The following is a 14294-nucleotide window of genomic DNA, read 5'->3' on the forward strand; positions in this document are numbered from 1 at the left end:
GACCTCACGACGCACCGCGTGACCATTCCGGGGACGGCCCCATCATTCACAACGATGGAGATACACAATGTCCTGGGTCATCCTGTTCTTCGCCGGCCTGTTCGAGGTCGGCTGGGCCGTCGGCCTGAAATACACCGATGGCTTCAGCAAGCCACTGCCCACCGTCCTCACCGTCGCCGCCATGGCCATCAGCCTGGGCCTGCTGGGCCTGGCCATGAAAGAGTTGCCGCTGGGTACCGCCTATGCCATCTGGACCGGTGTTGGCGCTGTCGGCACGGTGATCGCCGGCATCATCCTGTTCGGCGAGTCCATGGCCCTGGTACGCCTGGTCAGCGTGGCGCTGATCGTTACCGGCCTGGTCGGCCTGAAAGTCAGCGCCAGCTAACCTCCCCTTAGCGCAGGTTGCCGCGCAGGCGGCTGACCTGCTCACGCAAGGCTTCTGGCTGCGCCGCCTCCACCGGGATGGCGGCGCCTGCCACGATGGTCACCCGCGACCACAGGCGTTTGAAAAAGCCCTTGGCCGGGTCACGACTGAAGAAGCTGCCCCACAAACCCTGTAAGGCCAACGGAATGACCGGCACCGGGGTTTCTTCGAGGATGCGGTTGACGCCGCCCTTGAACACATCGATCTCGCCATCCCCGGTCAGCTTGCCTTCAGGGAAGATGCATACCAGCTCGCCATCGGCCAGGTACTCGGCAATACGCGCGAAAGCACGTTCGTAGATGGCCAGGTCTTCGTTGCGCCCGGCAATCGGGATGGCGCCTGCGGTGCGGAACACGAAGTTGAGTACCGGCAGGTTGTAGATCTTGTAGTACATGACGAAGCGGATCGGCCGGCGGATCGCCCCGCCCAGCAGCAGCGCATCGACAAACGACACGTGGTTGCACACCAGCAGCGCCGCGCCTTCGTCGGGGATGCGTTCGAGGTCGCGGTGCTGAACCCGGTACATCGAATGGCTGAGCAGCCAGATCAGGAAGCGCATGGTGAACTCGGGCACAATCCTGAAGATATAGGCGTTGACCGCGATGTTGAGCAGCGACACCACCAGGAACAGTTGCGGGATGGTCAGCTCGGCCAGGCCCAGCAGGATGATGGTGAGCACTGCCGACACCACCATGAACAGGGCGTTGAGGATGTTGTTGGCAGCGATCACCCGGGCGCGCTGGTCTTCGGCGGTGCGGGCCTGGATGAGTGCGTACAGCGGAACGATGTAGAAGCCGCCGAACACTCCAAGGCCGACGATCGACAGAAGGATCCACCAGGCCTGGCCCATGCCCAACAGCGCCAGCCAGTCATGCGGTGCCGCCGCAGCCGGCACATCGCCGGAGTGCCACCACCAAAGCAGGCCGAACAGGCTCAGCCCGAACGAGCCGAACGGCACCAGGCCGATTTCCACCTTGCGCCCACTCAGGCGCTCGCACAGCAGCGAACCCAGGGCGATCCCCACAGAGAACAGGGTCAGCACCAGGGTCACCACGGTGCCATCACCGTGCAGCCAGTCCTTGGCATAGGCAGGGATCTGCGTGAGGTAGATGGCACCGACGAACCAGAACCACGAGTTGCCGACGATCGAGCGCGACACCGCCGGCGGCTGCCCAAGGCCCATGCGCAGGATCGCCCACGACTGCCTGAAGATGTTCCAGTCCAGCGACATTTGCGGCGAAGCGGCAGCGGCCCGCGGGATCCAGCGGCTGGCCAGGTAGCCGAGCACGGCGGTGCCGACCACGCCACCGGCCACCACGGTGGCATAGCTGTCGGCCGACATCATCACCCCGGCACCGATGGTGCCGGCAAGGATGGCCAGGAAGGTACCGGTTTCCACCAGCCCGTTGCCGCCGACCAGTTCTTCCTCGCGCAGTGCCTGCGGCAGGATCGAGTACTTCACCGGGCCGAACAGCGCCGAGTGGGTCCCCATGCCGAACAGCGCCACCAGCATCAGCGCCAGGTGGTTGGTGATGAAGCCGAGCGCGCCTACTGCCATGATCGCGATCTCGGCCAGCTTGATGGCCCGGATCAGCGCATCCTTGGCGAACTTCTCGCCAAACTGCCCGCCGAGCGCAGAGAACAGGAAGAACGGCAGGATGAACAGCAGGGCGCACAGGTTGACCCAGATCGAACGGTCACCCTCGCCCAGGCTGAGCTTGAACAGGATCGCCAGGATCAGCGACTGCTTGAACAGGTTGTCGTTGAAGGCACCCAGCGACTGGGTGATGAAAAACGGCAGGAAACGCCGCTTGCCGAGCAAGGTGAATTGCGAGGAGTGACTCATCGTCCTTGGTCCTGAGGGCTTTTCAATTGGAGGCGCGCCGGGCGCGACAAGCCACAAATCTGCATGGGAAATGCGCTGGCTGGCAAGCGCTCAAGGAGTTTGCAGGACTGTACCGGCTCTTTCGCGGGCACGCCCGCTCCCACAGGGATAGCACACCGCCGCACCTGTGGGAGCGGGCGTGCCCGCGAAAGGCCTGCGCAGCAAGCCTCTGTTGGCATATGCTGGCGCCCGGCAAAACAGAACAACAAGGATGTGGTCATGCTCGCCGCCATAAAACGCTACCCGCACACCGTACGCCTGCTGCTCACCACCACCTTCACCCTTACCGTCGCCCGCGCCCTTACCCTGCCCTACCTGGTGGTGTACCTGGCCGACAACTTCCAGCTGCCAATCAGCCAGATCGGCCTGCTGATCGGTGGTGCGCTGATCATCGCCTCGCTGCTGAGCCTGTATGGCGGCCACCTGGTGGATACCTTGCGCAACCACACGCTGGTCAGCGCCAGCACCCTGCTGTTTGCCGCGGCCTTCATCGGCGCGGTCGTCAGCAATTCGGCGCTGCTGTTCTTTCTCTGCCTGGTACTGATCAACCTGGCCCTGGCAGTGGTCGACATCGCCGCCAAGGCGGGCTTCTGCGCCTTGCTGCCGGTGGAGGAACGGGCCGAGGTGTTCGCCATCAAGTACACCCTCAGCAACGTCGGCTACGCCGCCGGCCCGCTGCTGGGCGTGGCCATGCTGGAGCTGAACGACCATATGCCGTTCATCGCCTCCGCCCTGCTCGGCCTGGCTATGTGCCTGGCCTACTGGCGCCTGGGTGACCGCAGCCTGCAAGCCAATGCGCCGGACAAGCCCGGGGCCGGCTTTGGCCAGGTGGCGCTGGGGCTGGCCCGTGACCGGCGGCTGGTATGCTTCACCCTGGGCGGGGTGCTGAGCGCGGTGGTATTCGGCCAGTTCACCGCCTACCTGTCGCAGTACCTGGTGGTGACCAGCAGCCCGGCCGAGGCGGCGCGCCTGATCGGTTACCTGGTGACCACCAACGCAGTGACGGTGATTGCCCTGCAGTACCTGATCGGTCGCCGCATCAGCCGCCAGCGCCTGATCCCCTGGCTGCTGGCCGGCATGGGCCTGTTCATCGCCGGGCTGCTGGGCTTTGCCCTGGCCGGTTCGGCGCTGGCGTGGTGCCTGGCGATGCTGGTGTTCACCCTGGGCGAGATCATCGTGATCCCGGCCGAGTACATGTTCATCGACCTGATCGCGCCGGAGCACTTGCGTGGGGTGTATTACGGTGCGCAGAACCTGTCCAACCTCGGCGCGGCGCTGGGGCCGGTGATGGTGGGGTTTGCCCTGGTGCATCTGTGGCCAGGGGCGATCTTCTACCTGCTGGTGTTGTCGGTGATACTGGCGGGGGTGTTTTATTGGCTGGGTACCCGCAAAGGATGATGTCTGCTCTGCTGGCCTCTTCGCGGGTTCACCCGCGAAAGGGCCGGCACAGGTTAAAGAGAACCCTGCGACCACCTGCCACTGCGACCATCGTCTGCGCTGACGAAGCGGCACCTGCGTGCCAGACTGATTGATCGGGACCGCGTTATCTTTTTGCTTCGGAGTATTCATGTCGTTGTCCAGCGGGCTGATCGCCGTGGTCGCCCTGGCCTATATGGCCATCATGTTCGCCATCGCCTTCTACGGCGACCGCCGCAGCACGCCGTTGCCGCCGAAGCTGCGTGCCTGGGTGTACAGCCTGTCGCTGGCCGTGTACTGCACCAGCTGGACCTTCTTCGGCGCGGTCGGCCAGGCCGCCGAACAGCTCTGGGCATTCCTGCCGATCTACCTTGGCCCGGTGCTGCTGCTGATCTTCGCGCCCTGGGTGCTGCAGAAGATGGTGCTGATCAGCAAGCAGCAGAACATCACCTCGATCGCCGACTTCATCGCCGCGCGCTACGGCAAGTCACAGTCCCTGGCAGTGGTCGTGGCGCTGATCTGCCTGATCGGTGTGCTGCCGTACATCGCTTTGCAGCTCAAGGGGATCGTGCTGGGCGTTAACCTGCTGATCGGCGCCAATGCCGACGCTACCGGCACCCGCGTGCAGGACACCGCGCTGGTGGTGTCGCTGGTACTGGCACTGTTCGCCATCGTCTTCGGTACCCGTAGCCTGGACGTGACCGAACACCACCGTGGCATGGTCCTGGCGATTGCCTTCGAATCGCTGATCAAGCTGCTGGCCTTCCTCGCCGTAGGCATCTTCATCGTCTTCAACCTGTATGACGGCTTCGACGACCTGTTCAGCCAGGCCCGCCAGTCGATCCACCTGCAGGACTATTGGCAGGAAACCATCAACTGGCCGTCGATGGTGGTGCAGACCGCCGTGGCGATGATGGCGATCATCTGCCTGCCACGGCAATTCCACGTCACCGTGGTGGAAAACATCGAACCCCAGGACATGCGCCTGGCACGCTGGGTATTCCCGATGTACCTGGCGCTCGCCGCGCTGTTCGTGGTGCCGATCGCGCTGGCCGGGCAGATGCTGCTGCCGGGCACGGTAATCTCCGATTCGTTCGTCATCAGCCTGCCGCTGGCCGAGGCACACCCGAGCCTGGCCCTGCTGGCATTCATCGGTGGAGCCTCGGCGGCCACCGGCATGGTCATCGTCGAGGCCGTGGCGCTGTCGACCATGGTTTCCAACGACATGCTGCTGCCCTGGCTGCTGCGCCGTACCAACGCCGAGCGGCCGTTCGAGGCGTTCCGCCACTGGATGCTCTCGGTACGCCGGGTGACCATCGTGGTGATCCTGCTGCTGGCGTATGTCAGCTATCGTCTGCTGGGCTCCACCGCCAGCCTGGCGACCATCGGCCAGATCGCCTTTGCCGCCGTGACCCAGCTGACCCCGGCCATGCTCGGTGCACTGTACTGGAAACAGGCCAACCGCCGCGGTGTGTTCGCCGGCCTGGCCGCAGGTATTTTCCTGTGGTTCTACACCTTGGTGCTGCCGATTGCCGCGCACAGCGTGGGCTGGTCGCTGCAGCTGTTCCCAGGGTTGGCGTGGCTGCACGGCAACCCGCTGAACCTGCCGATCAGCCCGCTTACCCAGGGCGTGGTGCTGTCGCTGGCGGGCAACTTCACCCTGTTCGCCTGGGTTTCGGTGCTGTCGCGCACGCGGGTGTCCGAGCATTGGCAGGCAGGCCGCTTCATCGGCCAGCAGACCAGCGCCAGGCCCAGCAGCAAGCCGCTGCTGGCGGTGCAGATCGACGACCTGCTGACCCTGGCCTCGCGCTTTGTCGGCGAAGAACGCGCCCGGCAGAGCTTCATCCGCTTCGCCTACCGCCAGGGCAAGGGCTTCAACCCCAACCAGAACGCCGATGGCGACTGGATCGAACACACCGAACGCCTGCTGGCCGGCGTGCTCGGCACCTCGTCGACCCGCGCCGTGGTCAAGGCCGCCATCGAAGGCCGCGACATGCAGCTGGAAGACGTGGTGCGTATTGCCGACGAAGCCAGCGAGGTGCTGCAGTTCAACCGCGCCCTGCTGCAAGGGGCCATCGAGAACATCAACCAGGGCATCAGCGTGGTCGACCAGAACCTGCACCTGGTGGCCTGGAACCGCCGTTACCTGGAACTGTTCAACTACCCCGACGGGCTGATCAGCGTGGGCCGGCCGATCGCCGACATCATCCGCTACAACGCCGAGCGTGGCCTGTGCGGCCCGGGCGAGGCGCAGGTGCATGTGGCGCGGCGCCTGCACTGGATGCGCCAGGGCCGTGCGCACTCTTCCGAGCGCTTGTTCCCCAATGGCCGGGTGATCGAACTGATCGGCAACCCGATGCCGGGCGGCGGTTTCGTCATGAGCTTCACCGACATCACCCCGTTCCGCGAGGCCGAGCAGGCCCTGCGCGATGCCAACGAAAGCTTGGAACAACGGGTGGCGGAACGCACTCAAGAGCTGTCGCAGCTAAACCAGGCGTTGTCCGAAGCCAAGAGCCGTGCCGAAGCGGTGAGCCAGTCCAAGACCCGTTTCCTGGCTGCGGTAAGCCATGACCTGATGCAGCCGCTGAACGCCGCCCGGCTGTTCTCCGCTGCCTTGTCGCAGCAGGCCGAGGGCATGAATGAAGAGGCCCGGCAACTGGTGCAGCACATGGACAGCTCGCTGCGCTCGGCTGAAGAGCTGATCAGCGACCTGCTGGATATCTCGCGCCTGGAAAACGGCAAGATCACCCCGGATACCAAGCCATTTGCCCTCAACGAACTGTTCGACACCCTGGGCGCCGAATTCAAGGTGCTGGCCGCCGAGAAGGGCCTTGAGTTCCGCCTGCGCGGCAGCCGCCTGCGGGTGGACAGCGACATGAAACTGCTGCGCCGGGTGCTGCAGAACTTCCTGACCAACGCCCTGCGCTATGGCAAGAGCCCGATCCTGCTGGGCGCACGGCGCCAGGGTGAACAGTTGTGGCTTGAGGTGTGGGACCGTGGCCCGGGCATCGCCGACGACAAGCTGCAGGTGATCTTCCAGGAGTTCAAGCGCCTGGACAGCCACCAGACCCGCGCCGAGAAGGGTCTGGGCCTGGGCCTGGCGATCGCCGACGGCCTGTGCCGTGTACTGGGGCACAAGCTGGAGGTGCGCTCATGGCCGGGCAAGGGCACGGTGTTCCGCGTCAGCGTACCGATTGCCCGGCAGGCCGCCACGGCGCCCACCGCCCCGGTGGAACAGGTCGGCCAGCCACTTGCCGGGCTGCAGGTGCTATGCGTGGACAACGAAGACAGCATCCTGATCGGCATGAACAGCCTGCTCAGCCGCTGGGGTTGCCAGGTGTGGACCGCGCGCAACCGTGCCGAATGCGAAGCCCTGCTGACCAAGGGCATGCGCCCGCACCTTGCACTGGTGGACTACCACCTGGACGACGGCGAGACCGGTACAGGGCTGATGGGCTGGCTACGCGCGCGCCTGGGTGAGCCGGTGCCGGGCGTGGTAATCAGTGCCGACGGCAGCAAGGAAACCATCGCCATGGTGCATGCCTCTGGCCTGGACTACCTGGCCAAGCCGGTCAAGCCGGCGGCCCTGCGCGCCATGCTCAATCGCCATCTGAGCCTGGTTCAGTAAGCGCTTCGTCCGGCAACGCCTCGTCGGAAAGCGCCCGCTCCAGCAGGTCGGCCGGCAGGCTCTTGCTGGCGCGGGCGCCCAGCAGCTTCAGCTGTTCGCTGCGGCTGACCAGGTTGCCGCGCCCTTCACACAGCTTGTTGCGCGCGGCGGCATAGGCCTTGTCCACCTGCTGCAGGCGGCTGCCCAACTCGTCCAGATCCTGGATGAACAGCACGAACTTGTCGTACAGCCAGCCGGCGCGCTCGGCGATCTCGCGGGCGTTCTGGCCCTGACGTTCCTGCTTCCACAGGCTGTCGATCACCCGCAAGGTGGCTAGCAAGGTGGTCGGGCTGACGATCACTATCTGCCGGTCGAAGGCTTCCTGGAACAGGTTCGGCTCCGCCTGCAGGGCTGCCGAGAAGGCGGCCTCGATCGGCACGAACAGCAGCACGAAATCCAGGCTGTGCAGGCCCTCGAGGCGGTTGTAGTCCTTGCTCGACAGGCCTTTGACGTGGCTGCGCAGTGACTGCACATGCTGCTTGAGCGCGGCCTCGTCGTTGCCGGCGACGAACTGCTGGTAGGCGGTGAGGCTGACCTTGGCATCCACCACTACCTGCTTGTCGCCGGGCAGCATGATCAGCACATCAGGCTGGAAGCGCTCGCCATCGGCGCTCTTGAGGCTGACCTGGGTCTGGTATTCGCGGCCCTTTTCCAGGCCGGCATGCTCCAGTACCCGCTCCAGGATCAGCTCCCCCCAGTTGCCCTGGGTTTTCTGGCCCTTCAGCGCCTGGGTCAGGTTGGTAGCTTCGTCGGACAGGCGCAGGTTGAGTTGCTGCAGGCGCTCCAGCTCCTTGCCCAGCGAGAAGCGCTCGCGGGCTTCCTGCTGGTAGCTTTCCTCCACACGTTTTTCGAAGGCCTGGATGCGCTCCTTGAGCGGGTCGAGCAACTGGCCGAGGTGCTGCTGGCTGGTCTGGGCGAAGCGCTGCTCGCGCTCGTCGAAAATCTTGGTAGCCATGTCGGCGAATTGAGCGCGCAGTGTGTCGCGGGCTTCCTGCAGGTCTTCCAGACGCTGTTGGTGGCTTTCCTGCTGCTCGCGCAGTTCGGCGTCCAGGCGTGCGGTCTGGGCCTCCAGGCGGCGCAGTTCGGCTTCGCGGTTGGCACGCTCGAGGTTCCAGGCGTGGGCGGCGTCACGGGCGTTGTCGCGGTCGATCTGCAGCAGTTCCAGCTCACGGCCCAGGGCGGCCAGCTGGGTCTGCTTGACGGTGTTGGCTTCGCTGAGGTCGCTGACCTCGTCGCGGCTCGCGTCCAGTTGCGCCTGCAGGCCGGCCAGGGCCAGTTGGGCAGCATTGAGGCGCTCTTCGAGCAAGGCCTGCTCGCCTTGCCGCGCGCCCTGGCGGCGCTGCACCTGCATGACCCAACCCAGGCAAGGTACTGCACCTGCCACCAAGCCCAGCAGAATGCTGGCCAGATCCACTGTCATGCTTACCCCGAATGATCCTCGATGAATGCATCGCAGCTTATCAGCCTGAGCGGTGTGTTGCCTGCTCCGGCCTTTTCGCGGGTAAACCCGCGAAGAAGCCACTGCTGGCAATACACCTCAGGCATGGAACCACTGTCTCAAAAGCCGCCGCGCTTCCTGCGACCCCTGTCCCGCCGCCAGCTCCAGCCAGTACCGAGCCTGCTCCGGCTCGCTGTGCTGGCACAGCCGCGCAAACTCCAGCTGCGCACGCCGGTCACCAGCACGGGCGGCCTGGCGCAGCAGTTCATGGCCAATACGCCGGTCACGGGCATTGCCGCAATCGCGGCACAACATCTGCCCCAGGCGGCTTTGCGCCACGACCACGCCCTGACGCGCCGGCTGTTTCAACAGGCGCCCGGCAAGGTGCTTGACCTGCGGCTTGTCACCCAGGCGCGGGTTATCGAGCAGCCACAAAGCCACTTTGAGGGAGAACCGTTTGGGGGGAGGCGCAGGCATTGATGCAGCGGGGCTGGCGAGGGGTTTACCGCGAAACTTCATGAGCAACAGGTTTGGCAACTCGAAAGGCGCGCCACTCTACCCTTTTTCTTGCGCCTTGGCCTTTCTATTTCCGGAGGATTGAAAAAATTTTCAATGATCTTTTCTTGACGTTTTCAAGAGGATGACCAACAGATCTTTCGGAGCACGTCGATTGTCGGACAGTACAATGTAGTGCTGGCACGCCCGTCCTAGAGCAAGCGCCGGGGACAATCCACAGTTCCTGTGGATAACTCGGTGGACAACCCCCTCCCATCCCCCGCAAACCCCTATGAACTGGGGCTTTCGCTCAAACTGACGATTTTTTCACCAGCTAAAAATAGTGTTTTTTTTCATTGACTTAACCGCCCAGTCAAGGCATTGGCGAGGCTGCCGCAGCGTGCTGCGAGGCAGTTGCAAGCAATGCTCCGAATGTGAACAAGTGCACCATAAACCTTCATTTGAGTGCACGAAATCGGTACATCAGTCTGGATGCGGGCCTTTTGCTCCCTCTTCCCAGCAGGGCAAATACGCGCCATACTGCCCGGCTCAGCTGAACAAACATGAAATGCTTGCCAAGCACCGGTATTTCCGCTAAGGTGCGTCTCGTTAGTACCAAGCTGAAAGTCAATTCTGGCCTGAAGCGTCCTTGCAGAACCGCTCCTCCCAAGGGTGGCGCTGCTGAAACCAGGACCGGCCCATTCGATGATTCACTCGCAAGCCACGCGCTGCTCAAGCACGAATCACGTGACAGATTGATCAGGATCCCATACCGACGGCCTAGAACCTTGGCCCCGGCGTGCTGCCTGCCTTCCGAAGTACCTACCAGTCAGCCCATGCGCCCACCTTTGAATGCGCTCCCTCTGGCTGCCCTGTTCCAGTCAGGTTCGTTCGTCCCTTAATAAAGGCGTCACTGGAACGTTTCTATCATGCACGGATCATAACCCCCGTGTTTAAAGCAGGAACATCCAACAATATGCAAACTCATCATCAGATTCAGGCTGCCATTGGCACCCTCTCCCAGGCCTTCTCGCCGTTGAAGTGCCTCATCGTTGCCCCACGCAAGGGCAGCTTCAGCTTCACCCTGGTAGACGAACACGGCGTCGCTTGCCACACCGAGCGCCTGTACCCTGAACAGTACAGCCGCAGTGAACCGCTGCAGGCGGTCATCGCCCGAACCCGCCAGTCGCTCACCGCGTGAGCGGCGAATACTGCGGTATTCAAGCGCTGAATCATCCCATCGCAAGCCTGCCTGAACGTTCGTGGCGTAATTGCCTTAAGGCATATAGCCCGGTACGTCAGGCAGCAATCGATTTAAAAACAGCCCTTTACACCACGATTATCACACTACACTTCAACTCGAGCGGTGCTTGCCGCTTCCGGCGGGCCTGATCACTTACCAGCTGCCAAGCTCCAGCGCCCGTCCGGCCCTTAACTGCTCGAGGGCATCATGGGTATCGCGGCGAATGAATTGTGTCAGTATGTGATCCGACCTACCCTGGTCTACCTGAACCGCCACTGCGCCAGCGCCGAAGCCTTGTTGCTGGGCATCGCCGCCAGCCAGTCGGCCCTGGGGGCGGCCTTGCACGACCGTCGTGGGCATGGCCTGTACCGTATCGGCGAACACCGTCACCAGGCGATCTGGGACGACTACCTTGCCCGTGACCCCGACTTGGCAAGCCTGGTCCGCGGCTTGGCCAGCCAGCATGCCTTCCTGGGCGGCCCGCACCTGGAACTCACCGTAAACCTGCGCTATTCCACCGCAATTGCCTGGATGCTCGTTGAAGAGCAGGCCACGCCGCTGCCTGCCGCCGATGACCTTCTCGCACTGGCGCGGATCTGGCGGCAGATTTTCAACCCCCAAGGTCGCCTGCGCGACTTCACCCACGCCTGGCATACCTGCATAGATCAGAGATTGCCGCAGGCATCTTAGGACGCGTCCTACAACGCACCCGGAAAAAAGGGAATTTTGGTCTGATTGTCCTACAAAACCGCTCTATCTCCTGCGATCGAGGCTATAGCGCGGCGCGTGATTTGTTGGTAGCTTTTCGACCCGGAGATCCCAAGGAGTTTTCTAATAATGAAAAAAGTAATGCTCAAAACCTCCCTCGGCATTGCCGTCGCTCTTGCTTCCAGCCAACTGCTTGCCGCAGGTTTCGCGCTGAACGAGCAAAGCATCAGTGGTATGGGAACCGGTTTTGCGGGACGTTCGTCTTCTGCCGAAGATGCCAGCACTGTGTATGGCAACCCTGCAGGCATGTCGCGCCTGAAGCGCGAACAGGTCACCGTGGGTGGTGCGGCCGTGATTGCCAAAACTGATATTTCGGGTCCTGGTAGCAATTTCGGGGGGGAAACCGATGGCGACATGGTCCCGGTCGTGGGCGTGCCCATGGGTTACTACGTCAAACCGATCGATGATCATTGGAGCGTCGGTTTCGGTGTTTACGTGCCATACGGCCTGATCACCGACTACGGTAGCGATGACGCGGCACGCTATTGGGGCAAGAAGAGCAAGGTCGAGGTTGTGACCTTCCAGCCAACCATCAGCTATGCCTTCAACGACAAGGTGTCGATCGGTTTTGGCCCAACCATCAACCGTATCAAGGGTGAACTGGGCTCGAACCTGGGCAGCAAGGCCCTGCTGGGCCCCAACGGCCCGGATGGCGAAGTCAAGATCAAGGGCGACGACACCGCGATCGGTTACAACATCGGCGTTCTCGTACAAGCCACAGATCGTACCCGCCTGGGCCTGACCTACCACTCGATGGTCGACTACAAGCTTGAAGGCGATACCCGTGTTTCCTACCCGATTGCGGCCCTAGGCCTGAACGGCAAGTTTGACGCCAGCCTGAAAATCAAGACGCCAGAATCGGTGGACTTCTCGGTCACCCATGAACTGGATGACCACTGGACCCTGTATGCGGGCAGCACGTGGACTCGCTGGAGCCGTCTGGAGAGCATCGTTGTAAAGAACGAAGCACCGGCGGGCTACCCACTGCAGACCATCACGGAAGAGCAGAACTGGCATGACACCTGGGCACACGCCATTGGTGCTGCCTACAAGGTGAACAAGGAGTGGACCCTGCGTGCAGGCTTCTCCGTCGACCAGTCGCCCACCAACAACCACGATCGCTCGCCGCGCATTCCTACCGGCGACCGTAAAGCGGTCAGCTTTGGTGCAGGCTGGAGCCCGAACGATGACATGACCATCGATGTTGCCTACTCCTACCTGTGGGAAGAGGACACCAAGGTCAACAATCAACCGGACACGCTGACGGAAGGTGCCTTGAAAGGCAACTACCAAGCCAAGTACGAGAATAGCGCTCACGGTATCGGTGCATCCCTTACCTACCGCTTCTGATCAGTACGCGTTACATGAAAAACCGCCCTCGTGGCGGTTTTTTTTCATGCCTGCACCTGCCAGCTGTCACCCAGGCATTCGCGCAGGTAGTCCATGAACATACGCACTTTTGCGGTCATGGCGAAGCGGTCGGCCAAGCAAAGGTAGATATCCATCGGTTCGGTCTGGGCATAGGCCTGGCCGCTATCGCTGTATTCGAACAACGGCACCAGCGCCCCGGTGGCCAAATGCGGCCGTACGATGAACTCGGCCAGGCGGGTGATGCCGCCATCGTGCAGTGCCATCTGGGTCAGGGCGTCTATGTCGTCGCTGATCAATACGTTGCCGAACTCTGCCTCGAACCGCAGCCCGTCGCGCATGAACCCCCAACGCAGGAAGCGCCCATCCACCGGGTAGCGGAACACCAGGCAGCGGTGCTCACGCAAGGCCTCGGGCGTGGCCGGCACGCCGGCGCTTTGCAGGTAACCGGGCGAGGCACAGCAAATGAACGGGATACGGGCGATATGCCGGGCCAACAATTGGTCTTCGAGTTGCGGAGCAATGCGCAGGCTCACGTCCACATCCTCCCGGGCGTGGTTGACCCGGCGATCAGTCGTTATCAACTCTATCGAAAGCAGTGGGTAGCGGGCACTGAACGCGGGTATCAATGGCGCCAGCACGTGACGACCGAAGGCGGACGTCGAAGCAATGCACAGCCGCCCTTGGGGCTCACTGTCGGGGGTGGTGACGGCCTGTTCGGCCAAGGCCAGGTCGCGCTCGATGTGCCTGACGCGTTCGTAATACTGGGTGCCAGCGGGTGTCAGCGCCATACTGCGGGTGGTGCGGCTGAGCAGGCGAACCTGCAAGTGGCCTTCCAGTCGCGCCAGGTTCTGGCTGACCGCGGCCGGGCTCAGGCCCAGATTGCGGGCCCCAGCGGCGATGCTGCCGGCTTCGACCACCTTGATGAAGCTGCGAATGGCGTTGAGCAGATCCATGCTGAGCCCTGGATTCGTAAGAATCTCTTTATAAAGAACTCAATGCGGCTGGTCTACAGTTGCTACCGGATGCGTTGCTAACCTGCGCCTCTACTTACCTTTCAGGAGTTCGCATGAGCAACCTGTCCCAGACGCGCAGCCGACGCAAATTGCACCCGGGCGCCACGCCCTATGTTTTTGCCTTCTACATGTCCTCCATCATGGCGCTATTGATGTGTTTCGTGATCACGGCAGCGAATGGGGGGATCAACCCTGAATACCTTGGCAACGTGCTGAAGGCTTACCAGTTGGCGATGCCTGTGGCGTTCGTTTGTGTGTTGATGGTCAGGCCGGTGGTGGTGCGGTTGGTGACGATTACGGTGCATTCAAAGTGAGAGTAACCTGAAACCCAGGCAAGTCCCCTGCTCTTGCTCTTGCTCTTGCTCTTGCTCTTGCTCTTGCTCTTGCTCTTGCTCTTGCTCTTGCTCTTGCTCTTGCTCTTGATCTTGATCTTGATCTTGATCTTGATCTTGATCTTGATCTTCGCGACTTCAGGAGGCCGAGCAGAGGGCTTGCGGAGGGAGGTGACGGGCATGGATGCCCGTCAAGCGCTGAGGCCCCATGGATGGGGCCTGCAGCGCGTACTCCCGGGAGC

12 protein-coding genes are annotated in these 14294 nt (G+C 62.6%); 7 read left to right on the forward strand and 5 right to left on the reverse strand.

The window, feature by feature from the left end:
* Nucleotides 1-67 precede the first annotated feature (67 nt).
* The gene (sugE, locus tag ACK1U9_RS25155) at nt 68-385 is read left to right on the forward strand and encodes a quaternary ammonium compound efflux SMR transporter SugE (RefSeq protein ID WP_046617171.1); all 318 of its coding nucleotides are present in this window, start codon (nt 68-70) and stop codon (nt 383-385) included.
* Between the two features lie 7 nt (nt 386-392).
* On the opposite strand, the gene ACK1U9_RS25160 is transcribed toward sugE, so the two are convergent.
* On the reverse strand, nt 393-2270 hold the full coding sequence (locus ACK1U9_RS25160) for an MFS transporter (RefSeq protein ID WP_046617170.1): 1878 nt from the start codon (nt 2268-2270) through the stop codon (nt 393-395).
* A gap of 258 nt (nt 2271-2528) precedes the next feature.
* Between ACK1U9_RS25160 and ACK1U9_RS25165 the strand changes: the two genes are divergently transcribed.
* Together ACK1U9_RS25165 and ACK1U9_RS25170 are read left to right on the forward strand one after the other, a co-directional pair.
* Nucleotides 2529-3707 carry an MFS transporter gene (locus ACK1U9_RS25165; protein ID WP_046617169.1) on the forward strand — a complete coding sequence of 393 codons (1179 nt, stop codon included), beginning with the start codon at nt 2529-2531 and terminating at the stop codon, nt 3705-3707.
* A gap of 169 nt (nt 3708-3876) precedes the next feature.
* Nucleotides 3877-7353, forward strand: coding sequence for a hybrid sensor histidine kinase/response regulator (locus tag ACK1U9_RS25170; RefSeq protein ID WP_046617168.1), 3477 nt, complete (start codon nt 3877-3879; stop codon nt 7351-7353).
* On the opposite strand, the gene rmuC is transcribed toward ACK1U9_RS25170, so the two are convergent.
* Together rmuC and ACK1U9_RS25180 are read right to left on the reverse strand one after the other, a co-directional pair.
* Nucleotides 7325-8698, reverse strand: a complete 1374-nt coding sequence (gene rmuC / locus ACK1U9_RS25175; protein ID WP_161797643.1) for a DNA recombination protein RmuC — start codon at nt 8696-8698, stop codon at nt 7325-7327. The genes ACK1U9_RS25170 and rmuC overlap by 29 nt on opposite strands.
* A 231-nt stretch (nt 8699-8929) precedes the next feature.
* Nucleotides 8930-9349 carry a tetratricopeptide repeat protein gene (locus ACK1U9_RS25180; RefSeq protein ID WP_046617173.1) on the reverse strand — a complete coding sequence of 140 codons (420 nt, stop codon included), beginning with the start codon at nt 9347-9349 and terminating at the stop codon, nt 8930-8932.
* Between the two features lie 952 nt (nt 9350-10301).
* Between ACK1U9_RS25180 and ACK1U9_RS25185 the strand changes: the two genes are divergently transcribed.
* The 3 genes from ACK1U9_RS25185 to ACK1U9_RS25195 all read left to right on the forward strand — a co-directional run bounded on the left by ACK1U9_RS25185 (nt 10302) and on the right by ACK1U9_RS25195 (nt 12686).
* A complete protein-coding gene (locus ACK1U9_RS25185; RefSeq protein ID WP_003257337.1) occupies nt 10302-10526 on the forward strand; it encodes a hypothetical protein in 225 nt (74 codons plus the stop codon).
* 249 nt (nt 10527-10775) lie between these two features.
* Complete coding sequence (locus ACK1U9_RS25190; protein WP_449110261.1) at nt 10776-11258, forward strand: hypothetical protein; 483 nt, start codon at nt 10776-10778, stop codon at nt 11256-11258.
* Between the two features lie 147 nt (nt 11259-11405).
* Nucleotides 11406-12686, forward strand: a complete 1281-nt coding sequence (locus ACK1U9_RS25195; protein WP_322493230.1) for an OmpP1/FadL family transporter — start codon at nt 11406-11408, stop codon at nt 12684-12686.
* Nucleotides 12687-12730: 44 nt separating this feature from the next.
* Here the strand turns inward: ACK1U9_RS25195 and ACK1U9_RS25200 are convergent, their stop codons facing one another.
* The gene (locus ACK1U9_RS25200) at nt 12731-13660 is read right to left on the reverse strand and encodes a LysR family transcriptional regulator (RefSeq protein WP_449110262.1); all 930 of its coding nucleotides are present in this window, start codon (nt 13658-13660) and stop codon (nt 12731-12733) included.
* Between the two features lie 113 nt (nt 13661-13773).
* Here ACK1U9_RS25200 and ACK1U9_RS25205 point away from each other — a divergent pair, with 113 nt between their 5' ends.
* On the forward strand, nt 13774-14034 hold the full coding sequence (locus ACK1U9_RS25205) for a DUF2798 domain-containing protein (RefSeq protein ID WP_046617164.1): 261 nt from the start codon (nt 13774-13776) through the stop codon (nt 14032-14034).
* Here the strand turns inward: ACK1U9_RS25205 and ACK1U9_RS25210 are convergent.
* Nucleotides 13941-14234, reverse strand: a complete 294-nt coding sequence (locus ACK1U9_RS25210; protein WP_449110263.1) for a hypothetical protein — start codon at nt 14232-14234, stop codon at nt 13941-13943. The genes ACK1U9_RS25205 and ACK1U9_RS25210 overlap by 94 nt on opposite strands.
* Between the last annotated feature and the right edge of the window lie 60 nt (nt 14235-14294).

It is taken from the genome of Pseudomonas sp. XP1, from assembly GCF_053557675.1.